The sequence below is a fragment of the Alkalicoccus chagannorensis DSM 18086 genome (genome assembly GCF_000429725.1).
Classification (GTDB): Bacteria; Bacillota; Bacilli; order Bacillales; family Salisediminibacteriaceae; genus Alkalicoccus; species Alkalicoccus chagannorensis.
Map to the genome: position 1 here is coordinate 1 of NZ_AUCK01000013.1, position 23,066 is coordinate 23,066.

24 protein-coding genes are annotated in these 23,066 nt (G+C 49.2%); 9 read left to right on the forward strand and 15 right to left on the reverse strand.

Going from position 1 to position 23,066, the window contains the following annotated elements; translation table 11 throughout:
* Window positions 1–1,337 precede the first annotated feature (1,337 nt).
* Window positions 1,338–1,919 (forward strand): biotin transporter BioY, encoded by a 582-nt coding sequence (locus tag G477_RS19110; protein ID WP_035211620.1) that lies wholly within the window; start codon window positions 1,338–1,340, stop codon window positions 1,917–1,919.
* Window positions 1,920–2,201: 282 nt separating this feature from the next.
* Here the strand turns inward: G477_RS19110 and G477_RS0108430 are convergent, their stop codons facing one another.
* From G477_RS0108430 to G477_RS0108440, 3 genes are all read right to left on the reverse strand, one after another.
* Window positions 2,202–3,383 (reverse strand): DctP family TRAP transporter solute-binding subunit, encoded by a 1,182-nt coding sequence (locus G477_RS0108430; protein ID WP_026697582.1) that lies wholly within the window; start codon window positions 3,381–3,383, stop codon window positions 2,202–2,204.
* A gap of 61 nt (window positions 3,384–3,444) precedes the next feature.
* Complete coding sequence (locus G477_RS0108435; RefSeq protein WP_026697583.1) at window positions 3,445–4,722, reverse strand: TRAP transporter large permease; 1,278 nt, start codon at window positions 4,720–4,722, stop codon at window positions 3,445–3,447.
* Window positions 4,723–4,755: 33 nt separating this feature from the next.
* Window positions 4,756–5,316, reverse strand: a complete 561-nt coding sequence (locus G477_RS0108440) for a TRAP transporter small permease (protein ID WP_342664183.1) — start codon at window positions 5,314–5,316, stop codon at window positions 4,756–4,758.
* A gap of 367 nt (window positions 5,317–5,683) precedes the next feature.
* Here G477_RS0108440 and G477_RS0108445 point away from each other — a divergent pair, with 367 nt between their 5' ends.
* Window positions 5,684–6,163 (forward strand): divergent PAP2 family protein, encoded by a 480-nt coding sequence (locus tag G477_RS0108445; protein ID WP_026697585.1) that lies wholly within the window; start codon window positions 5,684–5,686, stop codon window positions 6,161–6,163.
* Between the two features lie 227 nt (window positions 6,164–6,390).
* Here the strand turns inward: G477_RS0108445 and G477_RS0108450 are convergent, their stop codons facing one another.
* From G477_RS0108450 to G477_RS0108460, 3 genes are all read right to left on the reverse strand, one after another.
* Window positions 6,391–6,711, reverse strand: coding sequence for a YuiB family protein (locus G477_RS0108450; RefSeq protein ID WP_026697586.1), 321 nt, complete (start codon window positions 6,709–6,711; stop codon window positions 6,391–6,393).
* Between the two features lie 61 nt (window positions 6,712–6,772).
* Window positions 6,773–6,907 (reverse strand): YuiA family protein, encoded by a 135-nt coding sequence (locus G477_RS21375; RefSeq protein ID WP_170203862.1) that lies wholly within the window; start codon window positions 6,905–6,907, stop codon window positions 6,773–6,775.
* 676 nt (window positions 6,908–7,583) lie between these two features.
* Window positions 7,584–8,789 (reverse strand): NAD(P)/FAD-dependent oxidoreductase, encoded by a 1,206-nt coding sequence (locus G477_RS0108460; RefSeq protein ID WP_026697588.1) that lies wholly within the window; start codon window positions 8,787–8,789, stop codon window positions 7,584–7,586.
* Window positions 8,790–9,125: 336 nt separating this feature from the next.
* Here G477_RS0108460 and G477_RS0108465 point away from each other — a divergent pair, with 336 nt between their 5' ends.
* On the forward strand, window positions 9,126–10,118 hold the full coding sequence (locus G477_RS0108465) for an NAD(P)/FAD-dependent oxidoreductase (protein WP_026697589.1): 993 nt from the start codon (window positions 9,126–9,128) through the stop codon (window positions 10,116–10,118).
* Window positions 10,119–10,332: 214 nt separating this feature from the next.
* On the opposite strand, the gene G477_RS0108470 is transcribed toward G477_RS0108465, so the two are convergent.
* The gene (locus G477_RS0108470; RefSeq protein WP_026697590.1) at window positions 10,333–10,683 is read right to left on the reverse strand and encodes a HesB/IscA family protein; all 351 of its coding nucleotides are present in this window, start codon (window positions 10,681–10,683) and stop codon (window positions 10,333–10,335) included.
* 172 nt (window positions 10,684–10,855) lie between these two features.
* On the opposite strand from G477_RS0108470, the gene mqnE reads away from it, so the two are divergent.
* Window positions 10,856–11,950, forward strand: a complete 1,095-nt coding sequence (mqnE, locus tag G477_RS0108475; protein ID WP_026697591.1) for an aminofutalosine synthase MqnE — start codon at window positions 10,856–10,858, stop codon at window positions 11,948–11,950.
* A 319-nt stretch (window positions 11,951–12,269) separates the two neighbouring features.
* On the opposite strand, the gene G477_RS0108480 is transcribed toward mqnE, so the two are convergent.
* Both G477_RS0108480 and G477_RS0108485 read right to left on the reverse strand, forming a co-directional pair.
* Window positions 12,270–12,506, reverse strand: a complete 237-nt coding sequence (locus tag G477_RS0108480) for a hypothetical protein (protein ID WP_026697592.1) — start codon at window positions 12,504–12,506, stop codon at window positions 12,270–12,272.
* Between the two features lie 173 nt (window positions 12,507–12,679).
* Complete coding sequence (locus tag G477_RS0108485) at window positions 12,680–12,916, reverse strand: YuzB family protein (RefSeq protein ID WP_026697593.1); 237 nt, start codon at window positions 12,914–12,916, stop codon at window positions 12,680–12,682.
* 251 nt (window positions 12,917–13,167) lie between these two features.
* Here G477_RS0108485 and G477_RS0108490 point away from each other — a divergent pair, with 251 nt between their 5' ends.
* Window positions 13,168–14,247, forward strand: coding sequence for an NAD(P)/FAD-dependent oxidoreductase (locus tag G477_RS0108490; protein WP_026697594.1), 1,080 nt, complete (start codon window positions 13,168–13,170; stop codon window positions 14,245–14,247).
* Between the two features lie 183 nt (window positions 14,248–14,430).
* On the opposite strand, the gene G477_RS0108500 is transcribed toward G477_RS0108490, so the two are convergent.
* The gene (locus tag G477_RS0108500) at window positions 14,431–14,736 is read right to left on the reverse strand and encodes a YuzD family protein (protein WP_245575448.1); all 306 of its coding nucleotides are present in this window, start codon (window positions 14,734–14,736) and stop codon (window positions 14,431–14,433) included.
* A gap of 122 nt (window positions 14,737–14,858) precedes the next feature.
* On the opposite strand from G477_RS0108500, the gene G477_RS0108505 reads away from it, so the two are divergent.
* The 3 genes from G477_RS0108505 to G477_RS0108515 all read left to right on the forward strand — a co-directional run bounded on the left by G477_RS0108505 (window position 14,859) and on the right by G477_RS0108515 (window position 16,743).
* A complete protein-coding gene (locus G477_RS0108505; protein WP_026697596.1) occupies window positions 14,859–15,095 on the forward strand; it encodes a NifU family protein in 237 nt (78 codons plus the stop codon).
* A gap of 165 nt (window positions 15,096–15,260) precedes the next feature.
* Window positions 15,261–15,662: an IS200/IS605 family transposase gene (gene tnpA, locus G477_RS20920; RefSeq protein WP_026697597.1), complete on the forward strand. Its 402-nt coding sequence runs from the start codon at window positions 15,261–15,263 to the stop codon at window positions 15,660–15,662.
* 4 nt (window positions 15,663–15,666) lie between these two features.
* Window positions 15,667–16,743, forward strand: a complete 1,077-nt coding sequence (locus G477_RS0108515; RefSeq protein ID WP_026697598.1) for an RNA-guided endonuclease InsQ/TnpB family protein — start codon at window positions 15,667–15,669, stop codon at window positions 16,741–16,743.
* Window positions 16,744–16,921: 178 nt separating this feature from the next.
* On the opposite strand, the gene G477_RS0108520 is transcribed toward G477_RS0108515, so the two are convergent.
* Genes G477_RS0108520 through G477_RS0108530 form a run of 3 tightly spaced genes read right to left on the reverse strand, consistent with a single transcriptional unit; the run spans window position 16,922 to window position 19,130 of the window.
* Complete coding sequence (locus G477_RS0108520; RefSeq protein WP_026697599.1) at window positions 16,922–17,914, reverse strand: 2-hydroxyacid dehydrogenase; 993 nt, start codon at window positions 17,912–17,914, stop codon at window positions 16,922–16,924.
* Entirely contained in the window at window positions 17,911–18,681 is a 771-nt protein-coding gene (locus G477_RS0108525) for a TIGR01457 family HAD-type hydrolase (protein WP_026697600.1), read from the reverse strand. Before G477_RS0108525 ends, G477_RS0108520 begins: the two co-directional genes overlap by 4 nt.
* Complete coding sequence (locus G477_RS0108530) at window positions 18,678–19,130, reverse strand: DUF86 domain-containing protein (protein ID WP_026697601.1); 453 nt, start codon at window positions 19,128–19,130, stop codon at window positions 18,678–18,680. Before G477_RS0108530 ends, G477_RS0108525 begins: the two co-directional genes overlap by 4 nt.
* A gap of 170 nt (window positions 19,131–19,300) precedes the next feature.
* On the opposite strand from G477_RS0108530, the gene glpX reads away from it, so the two are divergent.
* Window positions 19,301–20,272, forward strand: a complete 972-nt coding sequence (gene glpX / locus G477_RS0108535; protein WP_026697602.1) for a class II fructose-bisphosphatase — start codon at window positions 19,301–19,303, stop codon at window positions 20,270–20,272.
* 1,233 nt (window positions 20,273–21,505) lie between these two features.
* Here the strand turns inward: glpX and G477_RS19115 are convergent.
* Together G477_RS19115 and lipA are read right to left on the reverse strand one after the other, a co-directional pair.
* On the reverse strand, window positions 21,506–21,838 hold the full coding sequence (locus G477_RS19115) for a YutD family protein (protein ID WP_051287831.1): 333 nt from the start codon (window positions 21,836–21,838) through the stop codon (window positions 21,506–21,508).
* A gap of 179 nt (window positions 21,839–22,017) precedes the next feature.
* Window positions 22,018–22,899, reverse strand: coding sequence for a lipoyl synthase (lipA, locus tag G477_RS0108545; RefSeq protein WP_026697603.1), 882 nt, complete (start codon window positions 22,897–22,899; stop codon window positions 22,018–22,020).
* Between the last annotated feature and the right edge of the window lie 167 nt (window positions 22,900–23,066).

The window sequence follows — 23,066 nt, forward strand, 5'->3', positions numbered from 1 at the left end:
ACCGGTCTTTCAAGACGGAATCTGGCTAAAGATTCCTGTAAAAATTGACAGAGAATGATTCATTCTCTTGTTCCTTCTCATCATCTTTTGTTTAGTTTTCAAAGAGCTGTTTCGTGCGCCGCTCGTTTTTCGGCGACTTTTATATAGTACCATCTGCTCAATTTAGAGTCAACAACTTTTTTTGTTGTTTTTTCAAATGGCCTGCCGCTTTGTTGGCGACATTTAATACTATACCAAGATAACGTCCGGGACGCAACCTCTTTTCCAAAATTTCTGCTGATGTTTTTTTCAGAAGAGCTACTCCGTTTTTCACCAGCTCCGCTATTCTACAAATTTACACTCGGAAAGTCAACACTTGATGCACAGACAGCCGACCATCCATCTTCCTGCATGAGAAAAGCAAATTTCGAAGTGCGGGTACGGGAATGCCGTTCTACAATCCCACCTCTCCTTCTCTGCTGTATAAAATCCCCCTGCTTCTATCTCTAAGTGTCAAAGAAATCGCAGCTCTTGAGAGGAGCGTCCTTTTTCTATACTTCAAGCAGCTTGAAGATAGGAGGCATGATGTGGGAGTGATCTCACTGATGGTCAGGAAGACTGCGCTTCCTGTTGAAGGGCGAAAGTAGCTGCGGCTGAACAGGAAAGCGGGTCGCTTCACAGAGAAAAAGACGCCTGCCTGAAGCGTGCGGACAGCAGAAACAGACGGGTTTTCTGTGAAGAGCACCGCAGGAGCAGACGAACTTTTTTGCGACGAGTAACCGCAGGAGCAGACGAACTTTTTTTTGCGACGAGTAACCGCAGGAGCAGGGTTTGAATATCCCTTCTTCCCCAAGAAGGGGGAGAAGAACTTGAATGCAAGCCCTGCGAAAAGCCAGGTGCGTCAGGCACAGCGCCTTATTAACGTACGAATGCTTTGACGCTTACTTCCGTCTCGACGAAACGGAAAACAGAACGCTCCACTCTTCCATCCGACCAGCCGGACAGCAGCAAAGTGCAGGGGACTCAGACTTTGTTCTTCATCTGTCACTTCTATATGTAATACCTGCTTCGGCAGGAAGCGGAGAAGCCAAACGAAAGATCGGATTCTTTATCATCATGTAATCTCAGCTTCTCGGCCGCTCTTTTCGACCAGTGCGAGCACGGGAGGTAATGATAAGCGGAACTGCGTGCTTTTCTCTCTTCGCAGCGCAGGCATGTTGATCCGCTTTTTCAAAATAGACCGCGTTCAATCAGATGCTTTCAACATACAACAGTGCTCTATTGACTTTTTATGCTGGAAGCGATAAATTAATTGTTAACCAAAATATTCTTTAGTTAACATAACAGGAGGTCTTTTTGTGTATACACAATTAAGCAGCACACGGAAATTGACGTATGGAGCTATCTTTATTGCATTGATGGCAGTTGGAGCGAACGCAACAGCCATGATTACCATTGGCACCGTGCCATTAACATTTCAATCTGTGATTGCTATTCTATCCGGTATTGTGCTCGGTAAACGAACAGGCTCCTTCGCCATCATCGGCTACGTTCTGCTTGGACTCGCCGGAGCTCCGATTTTTGCCGGTTTTGCCGGTGGACCAGCCGCTGTCTCTCTTCCTACATTCGGGTTCATCCTGTCGTTTATCTTCACTGCGTTTGCAGCAGGGTGGGCAGCTGAGAATTTCAACCGGACTCGAAAAGGGTATACAGCAGCAGGCGGGCTCGGTCTTGCTGTGAACTATGTGGTCGGCACTCTCTACCTATACTTTTATTTAAACACAGTCGGCGCTGGAGCTCCCCTGTGGGGAACAGCAGCAGGAATGGTACCTTTCTTGATCAAAGATATTCTGCTCGTGATTTTTGCCGGCGGTCTCGCCTACCAGCTCCAGACGCGCGGCATCATTAAAACCGAGAAGAAGAATCCATCTGCCGCTTAACAAACGAGAAGAACGATGCCGCTGCGGCACTACCTTTTTCCAGCTCTTCCCTCGAGCAGAGACAGGTGACGCACTCCCAGTCAGACGTTCCTTTCTTTGAAAAAGAGCCCAAAGCGTGGAGCGCTCTTTGTTTGGAAAGGCGTACTGCAGGTTTTAGAAGGAAAGAACACCTTCTTTATTCCGCGCAGCATGCGCAGCTGCCGCCTTTCTCATGAAGAACGTAACCATTCTTATCAACGAAAAAAGAGAGACCCTGAAAAGGGCCTCTCTTTTTTTATACTATTAGTCAACATCACCATCGTAATGCTCTTCAATTTCCTCTTCCAGCATATCTAGGATCATTTCTGCATCGTCGCCTTCTTCTTCACGATAGAAGTCACGAACCTCTTCTGCCAGCTCACGGAACTGATCGCGCTCGTCTTCGTCGAGTTCATAGATTTCTGTCGGGTTTTCATCGTCATCTTCAATATCGGACAAGAAGTCACTGTTCTGTTGCTCCTGAATATCAAAGCCTACTTCCCGCATCTCTTCTACTACGTCGTCAATAACTCCCCGTGTCTCGTCATCTAAGCCATCATAGAATTCCGGGTTGACTGTTGTCATCGTGACATACATATTATGATTGGAAATCGTCATGTAATCCTGCACTTCATTAAAGGCAGCGTCGGCAATGAAGAAAATCGGGTTTTCCTGACCATCTACTGCACCCTGCTGAAGGCCTGTATAAAGCTCTCCCCAGCTCATTGCTGTCGGGTTCGCGCCATAGGCTTCATAGGAACGGAGAATCAGCGGCGATTCCTGCGTACGCATCTGGAAACCTTCGAAATCTTCAGGTTCCGTCAGCTGCACGTCATTGCTCGTCCACTGCATGGCACCTTCTGTCCAGAAAGAAAGTGGCTTGATTCCCTGATCTTCGTAATTGGCAGCCAGATGTTCATTAATTGCTTCTGACTCGTTCAAAATATCCTGGTTGATCTGCTGATCATCGCCAAAGAGGAACTGCAGGGCAAAGATATTCCCTTCAGGCACAAGTGTCCCTGTGAAACCTGGAGAAATAATCGCAAATTCTACGATGCCATCCGTCAGCTGTTCCACCTGGTCCACTTCACTTCCGAGTTCGCCGAATTCAAACACGTCAATGTCAATAGCACCATCAGTACGGTCGCTGACACGCTCTGCGAATTCCTCTGCATACACGTGCTGCACCTGTCCCTGTGTCTCTTCAACGACGAATCTCAGCTCTTGTGGTTCCACATCGACAGCTTCCGCATCGTCACCATCATTGTTGTCTGCATCGTTGTCTTCATCATTGTCTGCGTCGTTGTTCATGTTATTATCGGCTGCATCATTATTGTCTGCTCCACCGTTGTTGACCTCTTCGTTATTCCCATCATCATTTCCACACGCAGCAAGGACAAGCCCTAAAGACAGCGCACCAGTAAGCATTCCAGTTTTTTTAAACATTCGTAAACATACCCCCAAATTAAATTTAATATATATTTTAAAGAGTTTCTTTTCCCCTCTGTTAAAACATCCAGAGAAGGAATAAAGAAATCTCTTCAAAAACGATGACAAGTACCGCAACAATTAAAAGCATCACTATAAATGGCGGTGTTCCCCTGATTACATCCAGATAAGATTTGTTGAACACCGCACTCGCAGTGAATATATCGACTCCAAACGGCGGTGTTGCTGAGCCGAGAGCCGCCTGAAAGACAATAACGACACCGAGGTGGATCGGATCGACTCCAGCCTGAATGGCAGGGTCGTAGAAAATCGGTGTCAAAATCAGTATCACGACGATTGGATCGACGAACATACACCCTACAAAGAAGAATAATGCAACAATCACCAGCACGGTCAGCGCCGTTGGATCTTCAGGCAGGACTGCATCCGTCAGCTGCCGGGGGATTCTCGCAAAGGAAATAACCCAGGAGAACGCCTGCCCCGATGCAACGAGAATGAATACGGCTGAGGTGACAATGCCGGACGATAAAGCAATATCCGGAATCTGCTTCAGGTGAATGGACCTGAATATAAACACTTCAAGGATCAGCGCGTATAAGACAGATACCCCGGCAGCTTCGGTCGGTGTGAAAATACCACCATAGATTCCCCCTATTATGATGATGGGAAATCCAAGAGGCATAAGCGCCTGAACCGTAAGCCTTCCCCTCTCAGACCAGCTCGGCTTCTCTGCGAGAGGAATGTTGTGGATTTTGGCGTATATAAATGCGTATACAGCGAAAAAGAGAAATATAAGTACACCAGGCCCGATCCCTGCGATAAACAGATCGCCTACCGAAGCTCCCTGCGCCACAAGCGCATAGATGATCATCCCGATACTCGGCGGAATCAACAGCGCCACGTCACTCGAGTTAATAATGAGTGCGATCGCACTGGAGTCTTTATAGCCGGCTTTCAAAAGACGTTGACGCATCGGTTTCCCGATGGCCACGACCGTAGCCTGCGTAGATCCGGAGATAGAACCGAACAACGTACAGGCTGCAGCGGTTGTAATCGCATAGCCCCCGCGAAGGTGACCGACGAAAGCCCCGATGAAATCAAGCAGCTTCTGGGATGTTCTTCCGGAGGTCATGATGTCCGCTGCAAAGATAAAGAGTGGTACAGCAATCAGTACATAAGAGGAGATCCCTTCCCTCATCTGCTGTACCATAATCCACGGATCAGGCCCTACATCGAAAAAGAGAAGCAGGATTAATGGACCCGTAATAAGCGGAATCATCATTGGTAAACCAAGAGCGAGCAGGAAGACCATAACCCCTATTAATGTCCAAAGCATAATTCGTCCCCCACCATTCGTGTCAGTATTTGGTTACTGTTCATTGTAATCTTTCTTCTCCTGAGCAAGGTAAATTTCCTTGTTTACGATGTTGATCCACATGTTTCTTAAAAATTGAATACCACCCAGGACAAGTCCAATTGGTATTGAAACAACCATAAGCCAGTAAGGGAACTGAAGGGCAGCTGTTGTTCTGCCGCTCTCATAGACGCCGTATGTGTACTGCACCGCAAAGTATGCGACGACGAATAAGATTACTGCCGTTAAAAATGGATTGAAAATACTTAAAAACTTTTTAACCTTGTACGGAGCGAGATCAAAAAATGCAGACATGCTGATATGTCTACCTTTGCGGGCCGCATAGCTGATACCAAAGAAGGTGGCGACAATAATCGAAAGTTCACTCACTTCCTCGGCAAAATGCCAGCTGGCTCCGGTTAAAGTCCGATAGATGACATTCCCAAACGTCATCACGGAGATGATAATAATTGCCCATTTCAAGATCAGTTTTTCCAATGTATGCAGACCGGCATCGAGTGCTTTTGTTACACGCATGACCGGACCAGCCGCTCCGGATGTGTTGGAATCTGCCAAAGCTCTCTTCCCCCTTTAAGGACATAGGCACCTGTTTATGTATGTTACAGCAGAAATAAAGCCTGCTTTCTGCCGACAGATGCCTATTAAATATGATAAAACAAGCGCCGGATATTTACAAAACCGCTGACAGCGGGTCTGCGCCCAAATTCCGGCATATTCGGCTTTCAGCTTTTAACACGGACACACATCGACTAATCACACTCGGATAAAAGTCGTCCATTTTTTATCCTATATACCCCCATCCCACAATTTCAAACAATCCAGCGGCATTTTTTTGAATTGTATTCGTTATCTTTTTCGTTTTCCGGGTATGATATACTGAATCGGCACTTATTATCAATACTGCTGAAAGGACGTTCGATTCATGGATGCACTCCTCTTTAACTTTCCGTTATTCGCGGCTCTTTTTACGATTGCTTTTGCTCAAATCATCAAAATCCCCCTTCAGTTTATCGCTTCCAGGCGTCTCGACTGGACGCTTGTCACCTCCACCGGCGGCATGCCCAGTTCTCACTCCGGTGCAGTAACGGCCCTGGCAGCCGGCCTTGCGCTTGAACACGGCATGGACTCCCCTTATTTCGCTATTGCTGTTGTGTTTGGTGTCATTGTCATGTTTGATGCCACCGGCGTCCGCTGGCATGCGGGCGAACAGGCTACCGTGTTGAATCAGCTCGTCGATGACTTTAATAAAGTCGTCCACGAGATGCGCTCCTGGCCGGAAAAGCAGGAAGAAGAGAAGCGGAAAGAATTAAAAGAACTGCTGGGCCACCAGCCGATTGAAGTGTTTTTCGGCGGTCTGCTCGGCATCCTGCTTGCTCTGCTTCTTCACGTGATGTTTATGTAGAGGAGAAAAGCACCGGGCTGAACCGGGAGGCACTCTGCGCTGCCTGCAGCCTTTGCATGGGTGTATCCGGATGTCATCATGAATGCGGCGTCGAGATTTACTCACCTCGTTTTATCAGAGGATGAAAAAAAGCACCAGAAGGCCTGCCTCTGGTGCTTTTTTTAAATTCTATCGCCGTGCCTCGAACGGGTGACCTATTTCAGGCACCGGCCGGGCAGAGGCGGCCGCTAAAACATGCGGTAGCCTCTCGCACGCAGCATACGGATTGCTATACCGGAAAGTACAGCCCCGATCATGCCTGCGGCGAGAATGACCATGTCCGCGACCGCCAGGGACGCTGCGCTGCTCCCAAGCGAAGAGAAGGAAGCTGCTGGATTTGTGAAGTATTGAAAGAACCCTGCATCACTAATAATAAACAGAATGACAACAGGATAGAGCACTGCCATAGTCCATGTAGAACGGAGCAGCATGTTCAATATAAATCCGATGCCGAAGAACAAAACAAAATATAACAATATAGCAATAATCAGCTGAGGTAGATTGAGCAAATCGTGATGTCCCCTTTCGTTCAGTCAAAATCAGTTTACTGAATCGTAAAGGGTTCGTCAATCATCCTCGTCTGTGGCTTTTCTTTTTTCCGCTGCCTGCACAGTTCATACACGTTTCAGAACCTCCCAGCAGAAGCTGATGATATCCTCTTCCACTACAGTAGGAGCAGTCTTTACTGCCGTATTGACGAACCATGTTTTTCACCTCTTTTATAAATTATCTGATATTTCTGATAATATACCACGACGCAGTCAAGTTTGAAAACAAAGAATCCTCGGCACTTTCGTTCATGTAAGCGCAACCATCGTTATTTTCCTCTTCTATATTTATGATTTCATCGTTTTCGTCCTCTTTTTGTTTTTTTCATCACTTCTACGTCAGGACCCGATGAATCACGATGAAGGCAGCATGCCTCTGAAAAAATGTGCCGAACATACTTGCTGAAGAAAGGGGGCGGCGACAAAAGAAACCCCCACCCAGCCCCTCGGTGCGGGATATACGCGCACCAGGTTTTTCTTTCCGCACGGCTGGCAGCTGGACGCTTGACTACTGCGCGGAATCATGTGAATTCCCGGCGATGCTGGTAGACGTCGTCGCTTCACCGATCACAGGAAATCCTTCTCAACGATCACCTGCGTTGATGAAAGATCAAGGGCGCCTGCTTACCGGAGCGGCGTATGCCGCAGGTTTCAAAGAGAAGAAAAACCTTTCGTTCTTCACGGTTAGCGGACAGAGGCCTCCTCCGTTGATAAGCAAGAATACAATCATGTCCAAACAAAAAACCGAACCGGCAATCAAAGCGTGATTGCCGGTTCGGTTTTTATTCGGAAGAGGTCTTTTAGTCAGCCTCTTCCCTTTTATACAGTCCAGCTTAGAACATTTTCAGCTTGCCTTTCTTCAGTACGAGCGGCATCCCGCCGAGCAGGTACAGATAGCGGTTGTCGATCATTTTTTTCATGACGGATGCTGAGTTTCCGAACAGTTTACGACTTCCAACAACACCGATCGCTTCTTTCCCGCCGAGAGAAGCTACCGTGCCTTTAATATCCGGCTTGAATTCTTCCATATCGGCTTTTCCTTCAACGAGCGATTTCAAGTTGTTGGCAACTGTATACGCCTGCTGAATGGCAATCTGCGCTGTTGGTGGATACGGGCGGTTTGTTTCTTCGTTAATGATCAGGGCGCAGTCGCCTACGATGAAGACATCGTCGTGACCCGGTGCGCGCATATCTTTTTCCACTTTCACACGGCCGCGCATTGCTTCAAATCCGGAGTCTTCCACGATCGGATTTCCTCGGATTCCTGTTGTCCAGACAATGGTGTTGGACTTAATCTCTGTATCATCGTTCAACAGCACGCCGTCTTCGCGCACTTCTTTAATCGGCATGTTAATGAGAAACTCCGCGCCGCGGCTCTCCAGTACGTTCATTGCATACTCTACCAGCTCTTCGTCAAAGCCGGGAAGCGCTGTAGGTGCTGCTTCAACGGAGACGAGACGGACCTTGTCCCGGGGAATATCGTATTCTTCACACAGTTCCGGGATGCGCTCTGTCATTTCACCAACGAACTCGACCCCGGTAAACCCGGCTCCAGCTACGACAAAGGTCAGTGCACCTTCCTCTTTTTCTTCGGAACGATTATAGTTGGCAAACTGATATTCAATGTGTTCACGGATCAGTCTGACGGAGTTGACGCTGCGGATCGAATACGCGTGGTCTTCAACACCTGGAATTCCGAACGTTTCCGATACCCAGCCTAACCCGATCACGAGGTAATCATACTCAAGCTCCGTGTCTTTCAGTAGCACCCGTTTCTCTTCCGGCTTGATTTCGACGACGGTATCTTTGATGAAGTTGATTTTTGACGTGTCAATCACGCTGTCAATTTTCATTCTGGTCTGATCGTGATGCAGCGTGCCAGCTGCCGGTTCATGCAGCCATGTTGTCTGGTAGTGGTAGTTGTGTTTGTTGACAAGCGTGATGTCCGCGTCTTTCGCTACGGTGGATTTCTGCAGGCGGCTCGCTGTGATCATGCCGCCGTATCCGGCACCGAGTATAAGAATCTTCGGTTTATTCATCTCATTCACTCCATTTCAATGTAATTAAGACCGTAAACGTTCATGGAACCCGCGAAGTAATGTGATTTATTTCACGTATAATAGCAGAGGTAACCTCGGACTATAAAGAAAAATGCACGTTCAACCTCATTCTATCCTTCATCATCATAGGATGTTTGCCCGTTTATTTCAACCGTTTTCCCCGATTATTTTCAAGCGGCGTTACTTCCTTCATCATAACGCAATGTCATCTGCTTTTTCAATTGAAAACGTATACACAAAAGCAGTAGACTTTCATTCCCTACCGGAAAGGTCTATAATGGGTTAATGGAAATCACACTTGGAGGTGGACAACCCGTGTCAAAACATCGCGAGGTTTATGATATGACGATTATTGGAGGCGGGCCGGTCGGTCTGTACACAGCCTTCTATGCCGGCCTTCGACAGATGAAAGTAAAGATTATTGAAGCCATGCCCCAGCTGGGCGGTCAGCTTTCCGCTCTCTACCCTGAAAAATATATTTATGATGTCGCCGGTTATCCGAAAGTCCGCGCACAGGAACTTGTTGATAACCTGGTCGACCAGGCCATGCAGTTTGAACCGGAGGTCGTTCTGGATCAGTCTGTTCAGGATGTGGAACGCGACGCAGAAGGGATCATTACGCTTCGTACCGACAAGGAAGAACACTATACCAAAACTGCTGTTATTGCTGCCGGGGTCGGAGCATTTCAACCGCGCCGCCTGAAAATCGAAGGAGCTGAGCAGTTTGAGAACAGCAACCTGCATTACTTCGTCAATGACATCAATCAATTTGCCGGCGATCGAGTTGTCCTTGCCGGCGGGGGTGACTCCGCGGTCGACTGGACCCTGATGCTCGAAGACATCGCCGAAGAGGTCATGATTGTTCATCGCCGTGACAAGTTCCGGGCGCATGAGCACAGCGTCAATCAAATGTTTGATTCTGAAAAGATTACAGTTAAAACGCCTTATCAGGTGGAAGACATCCATCAGGAAGGCAGCGATATTGCTGGGGTGACGCTGAAGCACAAAGACGGCGACACGGAATATGTCGATGTTGACTCTCTTATCGTTAACTATGGGTTCGTATCCAACCTCGGTCCGATCAAAACATGGGGGCTGGATATTGAGAAGAATTCCATCGTGGTCAACTCCAACACCGAAACGAATGTCGAAGGCGTTTATGCCGTTGGGGATATTGTGACGTACGAAGGAAAAGCGAAGCTGATTGCTACAGGATTCGGTGAAGCACCAACAGCAGTCAACAAAGCAAAAGTGTATATTGATCCGGAAGCGAAAGCAACAGCCGGTCATAGTACCAGCCTCTTTTAATTACCAAAGCTGGACCAAAAGCTGCCCTGCCGTCTTATGAGAAGACGAAGGGCAGCTTTTTCTTTTCTGCTGGAAACCTCACGCATTAAGGTAAACGAAAAACTACCGCCTCCTTTGAAACGGACGCCATTGTCATTTGAAAGCCGTGCTGCGGCATAGAAAACCCCCGGAAGACGTACTTCCGGGGGATGTAACTTCGTGTTGCAGCAACTCGTTAACAGTCTTCCGGCTTGCCTGCATTGGTTGCCGTACGGAAAGAAGCGCCGCACCCGCAGTTGGCGATGGCGTTCGGATTATCGAGGGTGAACCCTCCGCCCATCATGTTTTGTTTATAGTCAATGGTTACGCCATCCAGCATCGGAGCGCTTTCCTTATCAATGACGAGGTCAATATTGTTTATCGTAATCTGCTGATCGTCGTCATGGACTTCCGTATCAAATCCCATGCCGTAGGATAGACCTGTGCATCCACCACCCTGCACGCCGACGCGCATGTAGACCGCATCATCGTCCTGTTCCATCATGGTTCGGATCTGGGCAGCAGCAGCTTCGGAAATTGTAATCATCGTTGTACCTCCTCTATAGTGTCTTCCTCTAGTATAACAACCTGACTTGGCACCGGCAAATATCCCGTCCAGCTTGGAATGTTTGGCATTCGGCCACACAGGATGATAAGATATAATCAGTTTCGCACCCCGAAAAGGGTGCTGTATTTCGATAAAGGCAGGGGATGGAGAGATGAGTACCATAACAACCGATACAAGACTTCAGGAGATACAGGAAAAAGTAGAGCGCGGCGAGCGATTGACGATCGAAGACGGTCTTGTTCTCTATGAGACACCGGACCTGTTGACGGTTGCGCAGATGGCAGACAAGGTGAATCACGAGAAAAACGGCGACCGCGTTTATTTTATTGAAAACCTCTATATCAATCCAACCAACGTCTGTGAAGCGAGCTGTGCTTTCTGCGGTTTTAAAAGAAAGCCGGGGGAAGAAGGCGCCTACACGATGCACGAGGAAGAACTTCTCGAGTATGTGCAGAAGCGCTGGAACGATAACATTAAAGAATTCCACATTGTCGGCGGCCATAACACAGATGTCCCGTTTGACTATTATTTGAACACGGTCCGTACGTTGAAAAAGCATTACCCGAACGTCACGATCAAAGCATACACCGGTGCAGAAATCGAGTTTTTTGCCCGCCACGCAGGACTGACGATGCGTGAAGTTCTCGAGCAGCTTCAGGAAGCCGGGCTGGATACACTGCCAGGCGGCGGTGCCGAAATTCTTACTGAAAATTACCGCGCCAAGATGAGCCCGGATAAAGCCTCGACGTATCAGTGGCTGGAGGCTCACGAAACGGCGCATGATCTCGGGATGAAAACCCACGCGACCATGCTGTACGGGTCGATTGAATCGAAGGAAGAGCGTCTGATTCATATGGACCGCCTTCGTCAGCTCCAGGATCGTACAAATGGGTTCATGGTCTTTATCCCACTGGCCATGCAGCCAAAGAAAGCGAGCGCCGGTCTGAAGCGCAGAACATCGGCCTACGACGACCTCCGTACAGTCGCCATCAGCCGCCTTATGCTTGATAACTTTGATCACATCAAAGCATACTGGATCAATATCGGGGTACAGCTGACGCAGATGTCCCTCACATTTGGCAGTTCGGATATTCACGGTACGCTGATCGAAGAACGGATTTCTCATTCCGTCGGAGCCCTGACTTCGCAGAGCCTGACACGAAATGAACTGGTTCACATGATCAAGGGTGCCGGCAAGACACCGGTCGAACGGGATACGTTCTATAACGTCGTAAAAGAATACTAAGCAGCTGCTCTGCCTTCTTCGAGGGCATCATCTGCAGCCTTCCTTATTCCCACGGCTGTCTGCCGGAAACGTATGCATTCTTATCACCGACCAAAAACGCAAAGCGCCTTTTGATCGGAACGGCGTGTACCGCAAGTTCTTTGAGGGGAGCATGGGTTCTTCATGCTTCCCGAGCAGCAGACAGAGATGCCGTCACCTTAATGTAAACTTATACATTCCTATATTTTAATAAAGAAGCACGTCAGAATCAGATTCTGACGTGCTTCTTTTATATCGACGTATATGACTGCGACGGTGCAGCGAGCCGTCCGCCTGTTCTCTAACGAAGCGTATGCTGGGTCCAGAAATAATCGTCGTCTGCTTCTAGTACAACCATTGTCTCCCGGCAGCACTGCAGCTGAATCCTGGTTTTTATCCCTTCCTTCGCTCTTCCGAGTGCTTCCTGACTCATGTTTGTCAAAATCCGTCCTTCCCCGCAGAACGGACAGGGTTCCAGATAAATATCTCCCATCTGCTGTTCATACGGCCACGTATTCTCAAATGGAATCGGCTTCATCTATCATTCCTCCTTTTTTGACCGGAAGCACAGACCGCTGGTCAGAACGGCACACGGTGCCGCTGACCCCTTTCAAAGACGGCCACCTCTCGACAGCCTCAGCGGAAACGAGTCGTCATGCACCCAGCTTCCTGTATTCAACGGGGCGGGCCGTCGAATCTGCCGCAGTATCATTAAAACATCGGATTTTCTTCCAGATGCTGATAAATATTCGCAATCAATTCGTCGTTCGTCTCACCGGTGACCATCTCCCCATTCACGAGGGCATAACGGCTCCTGGCACACATGCCGCAGTAGCTGAGACAGCCATACTCAATGACATCGAGCTCCGGATCTTTCTCCAGCTCCTGCATCACTTCCTGCGTACCGCTTGCGAGATTGCTGACGCAGAATTCTATAATAGGTTTCACGGTAGTTCACCTCAATTTCTCCTTGTTCATCGAACTCTATGCTAATCATGGTGGCCCCCTTTTGTCAATTAGTTCACTTCTGAGCGTTTTATTATTGCGGCATATTTAAACCGCTTACAATTTCAATTGTAGTGACGGGGCAAAACTGGTATATTAAAGTTGGTGTTATCATACTATATTTATTATGAAGGATGAGATAATCGCTCCATTCGATGTTTCTCCTTTTTCAATGCAGGAAAGGGGTGGATCCCGTGCATCATCTTGTGATACTGGGTGGTGGCTACGGAGGGCTCCGTGTCATCCAGCGGCTCCTGGCGGATAAGCAGGCGCCGGAGATGAAGATTACGCTGGTTGAACGCGAAGCCTATCATAGTCTGAAAACTGAATTTTACGCACTGGCTGCCGGTACGGTTGCAGACCGGCATCTTCGCATTTCCTTTCCGGAAGATGCGCGCCTGGAACATGTCTGCGATACCGTAACGAATATTGATTTGACCAATCAGAAAGTCGAACTGCAGTCTGGTGAACCGCTTAGCTACGATGATCTCGTGATCGGGCTCGGCTGCGAAGACAAGCACCACGGCGTACCGGGTGCCCAGGAAAAAACATTGAGTATTCAAAGCATGCGCCGTGCCCGCAAAACCAATCAGATCATTCAAAACGTACCCCACGGCGGACGTGTGGCGATTGTCGGCGGCGGGCTCAGCGGCGTTGAAACGGCAAGTGAGCTGCGGGAAAGCCGCACAGACATGGAAATCCGCCTGTATGACCGCGGCGAAAACATTCTGTCTATGTTCCCGCCTAAACTCTATAACTACGTGACAGACTGGTTCATCGAAAACAACATCACGATCATCAATCGGGCCAACATCACCGAAGTCGACTGGAAGACGCTCTACAACCATGGTGAACCGGAAGAGCTCGATGCGATTATCTGGACAGCCGGCGTCCAGCCGAACAAGCTGGTCCGCGAGCTGACGAATACGTATGAGCTGGAGACAGACGGCATGGGGCGCGTGGTTGTCAGCCAGTATCATCAGCCAGCGGGCTGGGAAAATGTTTTCTTTGTCGGGGACTGTGCTTCCTCCGAGCATGCACCGAGTGCACAACTGGCGGAAGCACAAGGAGATCAGATCGCGGTACTTCTCGTAAAAAAATGGCATGGTGAAGCATTTCCGCAGAAGATGCCGCGCATGAAGCTTAAAGGAGTACTCGGCTCCCTCGGCAAGAAACACGGCTTCGGCCTCATGGGTGAGCGACAGCTGATCGGGCGTGTGCCGCGCGTGTTAAAATCAGGTGTACTCTGGATGTATAAACATCACTCGGGGTAGTATCTGTTTCTGGCCCGCAGGAAACCGGAAACGGTCTCAGGCAGGTCGGCAGTCAAGCCGTTAATAGAGAAGAGAAAAATCGCGCCGCGGAAATCATCCGGCGCGATTTTTTTCATGGAAGGTAAGAGCCTGCTTCTGGACTCCCCTCCCTCTCCCATGCTGCAGCGGTTGAACAGGTTTCTTTTATATCTGTTTTTCTGCTGCGGTTTCGACATGCCGGAACACAGTCGGCAGACGCGGGTCGCCTTCTGCGATCACTTCTCCATTCAGCACAACGAGGGGGTAGAAATAATCCTCTTCAAGAATTTTCTCAGCAAACTGCTGTTCTTCTTCGGTTTCCGGCCGCTCAATATCACAGTAATGGAACTGGATACGAGTGTCCGGAAATTTTCTTGAAACTGCGGCTTCCAGCCACTCCATCGTTTCGCGTGCACTCGGGAGGTGGATACAGGAAGCGCACTTCTGCTCGGCACCATACACGGTTATCATCAAGGCCACCGCCTCCTTCCTTCTGCTCATTTTATCATGCGTTGGGCCATTCAAGCCGTAACCGTAGATTTTTTTTCTCTTACATACTATAATGGGATGCAAAGGAAAGGAGAGTGTATGCAATGACAACAGAAACGATGGAGTCACAGGTTCAAGAAGTACTGGATAAATTACGCCCATTTCTGCTCCGTGATGGTGGTGACGTAGAACTGGTGGATATCGAAGAAGGCGTCGTCAAAGTACGTCTGATGGGAGCATGCGGCTCCTGCCCAAGTTCAACGATCACGCTGAAGGCGGGTATCGAACGTGCCCTGCTGGAAGAAGTACCAGGATTCACAGAGCTGGAACAAGTATTTTAAGCTACATTGATATAAAGGCTGCCGGACAGAGGGAACCCTCTTGACCGGCAGCCTTTTTTACAGACTTCCGAACGAGAAAGCCTACGGTTTAAATCGTAGGATGAATCGTTCGTTTTTCTCGGCGGAAATGTTGCAGTAAATAAATTAAACTGATGCAATATCATTATGGAAAATCAATATAGAAAAACCAATACTACTGTCTCTCTGTTAAACTATCATTTTGTATTCTGCCCTCGTTATCGAAGGAAAATATTCCTTCGGAATGACGTGGAAAACCGCTTCAAGGAGTTGGTGGAAGAAATATGTCACAAGCAGGACATCGCTATTCTTGCGATGGAGTGTGACAAGGATCATGCACATTTATTTCTTCATGCCCTTCCTACAATAAGTCCATCCGATATGATGGCGAAAATCAAAGGGGTGACTTCCAAAACCTTAAGAGAAGAATTTCCGCATCTTCAACATTTGCCTAGTTTATGGACTCGTTCGTATTTCGTTTCAACCGCTGGGGAAGTATCGAAAGAAACCATAAAAAGGTATGTCGAACAACAAAAAACAAGGGGGTGAAAACGTGGAACAAACGATCACTGTTAAAATCAAATTGCTTCCAACAAAGGAACAAGCCCTTATCTTGCAGACAATGAGCCGAGCATACATTGAAACAATCAATACTCTTATAGCCGAAATGGTGACGAGCCAAGCAAGCACAAAGAAGACGAGCAAAGACGTTGAGGTTCCGCTTCCGAGCGCCGTTAAAAATCAGGCGATTAAAGATGCGAAAAGTGTCTTTAAGAAGGTGAAGAAAAGCAAGTACGAGCGTATTCCTGTGTTAAAAAAACCTGCGTGCATATGGAACAATCAAAACTATACAGTGGATCAGAAACACTTATCTTTTCCTTTGATGGTAGACGGGAAGGCGACAAAAACAGCGATCCGTTGCGCTTTTTCTGATAAAAAGGATCGTATCGGTCATCTGCTCTCGCATAAACTAGGAACGCTTCGGATCACACAAAAAGCAGGCAAGTGGATGGCTCAAATTGCGGTTACCATTCCCGTTGAAAAACGAACAGGTTCAAAAGAAATGGGCGTTGATTTAGGTTTGAAAGTTCCTGCTGTTGCAGTAACAGACGGTGGCAAGACCCGTTTCTTTGGCAACGGCAGGGAAAACAAATACAAGAAAAGAGCGTTTCGTTCTGTACGAAAGAAGTTGGGGGAGAAAAAGAAAATCAAAGCGATTCGCAACCTCGATGACAAGGAACAGCGGTGGATGAAAAACCAAGACCATAAAATAAGTCGTGAGATCATTGACTTTGCAATAGAACACGATATTTCTGTCATACGTTTGGAGAAATTAGCGAACATTCGACAGACGGCAAGAACAAGCCGTAAAAACGAAAAGAACCTGCACACATGGTCATTCTATCGCCTGTCTCAATTCATTGAATACAAGGCTAACCTTGCAGGCGTCCAAGTTGAATACGTTGATCCACGTTATACGAGTCAGATTTGCCCGAACTGCACAAAAAAGAATAAAGCTAAAGATCGCTTATACAAGTGTTCATGTGGATTTGAAACACATCGTGACCGAGTCGGTGCGATGAATATTCGTTATGCACCTGTGGTTGATGGTAATAGTCAATCAGCCTGAGAACCTATACGGTCTGTCTCAGGAGGGGTGATGACACACCCTAACCTTGAAGGTTGTTCAAAGCAGAAATGGACTGCGAACGCTTAATCATTCAAGAATCCCACTCGCCACACCGTGAGGTGTAGAGCTTGCCCCTTTAGGGGTGGGAGTGTCAAGGTTGGACCGCATGCATTCTCCTTCAGGACCGCGGTGGCTTTTCCCGGTGCTCCGGAACCGCGGTGCGCGGCTGGGTCCCCTGAAGGACATCCTTGATGTTGAGTCCCGCGAGTTCAATCATCGTCTGTCGTGTCGGCACTGCTGCACTTCCGATGTGCGGCAGTGCTGTCACGTTTTCCAGCTGCAGCAGCGGATGGTCCGCCCCTATCGGTTCATTCGAAAACACATCAAGCCCTGCGCCTGCTATCTTCTTTTCTCTCAACGCATTCTCCAGCGCCGCTTCGTCTACAAGCGGCCCTCTCGCGATGTTAATCAGATGAGCAGTCGGTTTCATCCGCTCCAGTGCCTCCGCATCGATCATGCCTTTCGTCTCCTCTGTCAGCGGAGCGGTCAATACGACAAAATCGACGTTTTCCAGTAGATCGTTTTTCTCCATCCATACCGCACCGGTTTCTTCCTCGGCAGCCGCATTCCGGCTCCGGTTGTGATAATAAATCGTCATATCGAACCCGCGTGCTCTTCTCGCCACAGCTGTGCCAATACTGCCCATACCAATAATACCGATGGTTGCTTGATGCACCTGCTGCCCGGCGAACATGAACGGACCCCATCCGGTCCATCTGCCTGCTTTGACGTAGTCTGCTGCCGACGTCACCTGCCTCGCAGAAGCCAGCAGCAGCGTCCAGCCGAGATCAGCCGTTGTATCTGACAGAACATCCGGGGTGTGACAGACATAAACACCGTGACGATCCGCCGCTTTCATGTCGATATTGTCATATCCCACCGCCATGTTTGCAATGACCTTCAGCTTCGGCGCCTTCTCCAGCAGCTCGTCCGTCACCGGATCGCTCATCATCGTCAGCAGGCCATCCGCTTCCGCGGCCTCGGCTGCAAGGACCTCTTCCGGTACGGGAATATCGGCTTCCTTCCACATCCGGATCTCCGCATGGTCTGCAAGCGTCTGAAGCTGTGCTTCGGGTAATGTTCTCGTTATGTACACGACTGGCTTATTCATGTGACAACCTCCCATTCTGTTAAATCGTCGACGACGTAGTCTGGCTGCTGCTGTTTTTGTGTTAACTCCTCACGGCTGGTCAATCCTGTCAGCACCATCAGCGTGTCGATGCCTGCGGCAAATCCTGCAGAGATATCCGTATCATAATTGTCCCCGACCAGCACTACTTGTTCTTTCGGGAGATTAAGCGAGGCCATCGCAGTCGTCGTCAGCGGCTCTTCCGGCTTTCCAATCACCACCGGAGCCTGCCCAGTTGATGTCTCCACAGCGGCAGCAAGGGCCCCGTTTCCAGGCATCAACCCTCGTTCTGTAGGAATGGCTTTATCGGCATTCGTGACGATAAATGCCGCCCCGTCCCGAATAAAGAGGCACGCTGCGGCGAGTTTTTCATACGTGATCTCCCGGTCGATACCAATGACCACCACATCGGGACGATCCTCGGTCAACTGGTGCCCTGCCCTCGTTAAGGCATGAAACAATCCACGCTCTCCGACCGCAAAAACTCGGACCGTCCCATGCCGGCGGAGGAGATAGTCTGCTGCTGCCATGCTGGAGGTGATCACATGGTCCGCTGCAGCCGCAATGCCCATCTGCGTCAATTTGTCTGCTGCTTCTTCCGGCGTTTTGGATGAATTGTTGGTTATAAAACGATAAGGAATCCCCGCTTCCACAAGACGCCGCACGAGGTCAGCCCCGCCGGGAAGAACCTCGTCTCCTCGATACATCGTGCCGTCGAGATCCAGCAGGTAGCCTTGGTACTGAGTCATTCATCTTCCTCCTTTTTCGGGATAAACGCCGATACCGGCCCCATTTCCTGTTCAAGGTACCGCTTCACCTGAGCCGGGAAAGCCCTCAGCACAGCTTCTTCGGCACGGAAGGCCTTCATCAGGGCAGCGTGATCCAGCGTGTGATACTGCTGCAGCAGTTCTTTCCGCCATGGAAGCAGCCGTCGTACTGCATGCCCTTCCTCTTCTGTCAGCACCGTTTCATCCACCATGATATCGACAATATCCTCAAAGCTGCCGGGATCTCTCATAATAAACCCGTCAATGATCTGATTGCCCGTATCCATCATTGATTCAATCAGCATATGACAGGCACGCTCGAGCGCCAGCCGATCCAGAGTGGAACTGCTGTCTGCTCTGCTGAGAAGCTCCTGCAGTTCATCAATATATGCCAGACGCTGCTCCAGCAGCGAACGATCCACAAAATACATCGAAATACGCCTCCTTTAGTATGTCACATTGGAAGCGCAGACACGAAAAAAGTGTGAAAAACTACGGCTCCTGCGTTCCAATTGTGTGTGATGTTTGATACTATAATGAAGGTAAAATACTTCACGGATACTATTATACACGCTCAGCAGACAGATTTGGAGGAATCAGAATGGATCGGGAGTTAGCACTGGAAACAGCAAGAGTAACAGAAGCTGCAGCCCTGGCATCGGCACAGTGGATGGGAAGAGGAAGAAAAGATGAAGCAGATGATGCTGCGACGACAGCCATGCGCACGATGTTCGATTCCATCAGCATGAACGGGACCGTCGTCATTGGCGAAGGCGAGCTGGATGAGGCACCCATGCTGTACATAGGAGAGAAACTCGGCAGCGGAGAGGGGCCGGAAGTGGATATTGCCGTCGACCCGCTCGAAGGAACGAATATCGTAGCGAAAGGCCACCCGAACGCGATGGCCGTCATTGCTATCGCTGAACGGGGCGCCCTGCTGCATGCACCGGATATGTATATGGAGAAACTCGTGGTTGGACCGGAAGCGGCAGGCCTTGTCCGACTGGACGATCCTATCGAAAAAACGATCGATATCACCGCGAAAATGAATGATAAGCGGGTCCGGGATATGACCGTGATCATTCAGGAGCGGGAGCGTCATCAGGAGCTCGTCGAACGCGTCCAGCAGAAAGGCGCCCGGGTGAAACTTTTCGGGGACGGCGATGTCGGTGCTTCTATCGCAACCGCCATGCCAAGAACCGGGATTGATCTCTTTATCGGTACAGGAGGAGCTCCGGAAGGCGTCATTTCTGCCGCTGCGATTAAGGCGCTCGGCGGGGACATGCAGGCCCGTCTTGTGCCTTCCAATGAAGAAGAGGCAGAGCGCTGCCGGAAGATGGGACTGCACGATCCCCAGGCTCTGCTGATGCTCGATGACCTCGTCAAAAGCGATGACGCTATCTTTGCAGCAACCGGAGTTTCCACAGGGGAGCTGCTGGAAGGGGTCCGTTTTCTCGGACAGGATCTGGTGGAAACAGACACCCTCGTCATGAGAGCCAAGACAGGGACGGTTCGTTATATCAAAGCTCATCACCGGCTGAATCAAAAGCCGCATTTAATCGAAACCGATTGATGTCACGGAACCGACGCTGGCAGAGCGGTGCTCCGTTATCCCCGATGCGGCAACAATGGAGACTGCCCGCCCCGCAAGGACGCCTTTCGTCGGACCAGCGCAGGCCACAGGCTTTTGGAGGAAGAAAGAGGCTTTCTTTCTTCCCGTACAGTGCATGAAGCCGTCTTCTTCTTGTATGAGAACTTAAACATTCCTATATTTTAAGGTTCTCATCCCCATGTTGAGCAGGCTCAGGGATGCTCTTTAAAAAGAAAGCTCTGTTATTGTTTATTGTTGATAATGACAGAAAACGCCGCTGCAACTCGGCAGGCTTGCCGTGGAGGAAATCTCCAGCTTCCTCGGTCTAACGCCCTGCGGGATCTTCCCATCTCCTTCTTCCACAGGCGTCCGCCGGTCTTCGCTGCGTCCTTCTGAAAGAAAAGAAACGTTTATGAAACGGAGCAGGCCCAGGCTATTTTTCGAGACGCCTGCGGATAAAGAAAGCGTGAAGATCCTCCCGGACGTAAGGGAGGGAGAGCGGAAGGATGTCTCCGCGGCAAGCGAAGAAAAAAGGTTCTCATTCACATGTTGGGCTGATTAGGCTTAGGAATGCTCAAACGCTTTTCAAATGGCGGACCTATGATTCTCTTTGAAAAGAAAAAACAAAAACGACCCCTTTTCAGGAGTGAAGGGCGGAGACGCCAGAGGGATCAAGCGCAGTCCGAAAATCCTCCTCGCAACGCGAGGAGAGTGGAGGGCAAGCCCCTTGGCAAGCGTCCGCCTGAAACGGAAGAAAAGATGCCACGGAAATGAACCTCTACCCCAACATGTATTTTAGAACCAGAAAAAAGAGCCGCAGGCGTACTTTTGTTATAACAACACTAGGCTTTAACAAAGCCAAAAAGAAAAACAAAACGAACCCTTTTCAGTATGGAAGGGCGGCGACGCCAGAGGGATCAAGCGGCGTCCGAACATCCTCCTCGCATTGCGAGGAGAATGGAGGGCAGCGCCACTTGGCAAGCGTCCGACTGAAACGGAAGAAAAGATGTCACGGACATGAACCTCTACCCCAACATGTTTTTTAGAACCATTTCTTACAAACAAAACGCTTTCGACGAACCTACATGGGTCGTCGAAAGCGTTTTTCACGTGCTGGAGAACTGTTGTCCCAGCGTCTTTTTTCACTCCGTGACATCACACGCCGGTTTGTTTTGTTTGGCAGGACTAGATTATTCCTGCGTTAATAACGACCGGTTATACCTGTGCAGGCTCTTCCGGATGTTCCTCCGCTTTGCCTTCTTCTTTGGCATGGGACTGCTTCACTTTTCTTACGACGAAGTACGCACAGCCAAAATTACAGTACTCGTACAAGTACTCGTGCAGAAAACTGATTTTCGCATCCTGCGGCGATTTGCGGTGGTGATCCTCGAAAAACCCTTTGAGCCTGAGCTGATCGTAACCCCAGTCACCGACAATATAATCATATTTATTCAAGATGTCGCTGTATCGTTCTTTAAACGCCTCTTCCGACCATCCATCACGGAAGTTTTCCACTACTTCATACGTGTGCCCTTGTACTTTCAACATCGTCCGTCCACCTGCCTTTCTCTTCTAATCATGCCGCATTCCTGTCGAAATTTCAATCCTTCTTCCGCCTGTGCCGAGGATCTGCCGGACAGGCAGGGATGCGGTTCCGCATCGATAACGTTAAAACAGAGAAGAACCGTCCGGAGCAGTGCTCCAGACGGCCCATACGTGCGAGACGATTATGCTTTTGCTGCTGCGTTCACCTGTTCGTCAGCATGGTAGGAAGAGCGGACGAGCGGTCCAGCTTCGCAGTGCTTGAAGCCTTTCTCCAGTGCGATTTCTTTCAGCTCGGCGAATTCTTCCGGCGTCCAGTATTTTTTGATTTTCAGATGCGATTTCGTCGGCTGGAGATACTGGCCGATTGTCATGATATCAACATCGACCGAACGGAGGTCATCCATGACTTCCAATATTTCTTCCTTCGTTTCACCAAGCCCGATCATCAGGCTGGATTTCGTTGGAATCGACGGATTGAGTTCTTTGGACGTTTTCAGAACACCGAGAGTACGATCATATGTCGCACGTGCTCTGACACGAGGGGTCAGGCTGCGGACCGTCTCGATATTATGATTGAAAATATCCGGCTTCGCTTCAATCAGGGTACTGACATTCTCTTCCTTACCACCCATATCAGAAGGCAGCACTTCAATACTCGTGTCGGGATTCAATTCACGTACTTTTCTGACCGTTTCAGCAAATACTGCAGCGCCGCCGTCTTTTAAGTCGTCTCGTGCCACCGCAGTGATAACGACGTGACGCAGACCCATTACTTGAACGGATTCGGCAAGACGTTCCGGCTCGCCCCAGTCCAGTTCATTCGGCAGGCCCGTCTTGACTGCGCAGAAACGGCATGCACGTGTACATACATCACCAAGAATCATAAACGTCGCCGTTTTTCTTTCCGCCCAGCATTCGTGAATATTTGGACAGCGCGCTTCTTCACAAACTGTGTGAAGGCGTTTCTCGCGCATCAGTTTCTTCAGTCCTGTATACGATTCATTTGTATTCAGCTTTATCTTCAACCACTCGGGCTTGCGGAGATATTCTTCCTGTTTCGCCACGAAGGTCACGCCCCTTTTTCTATGTTTATATTTTCACTATATTCACTTTACCACACCCCGGGGCACACCACCAAGAAAGAAAGGCCGCATCCTCCGTTGCCGGATTATTCTGTCTTTTTCAGCTGCCATTCTCTGTTAAAGACCGCCTTTGATCGCGGTTATTCAGT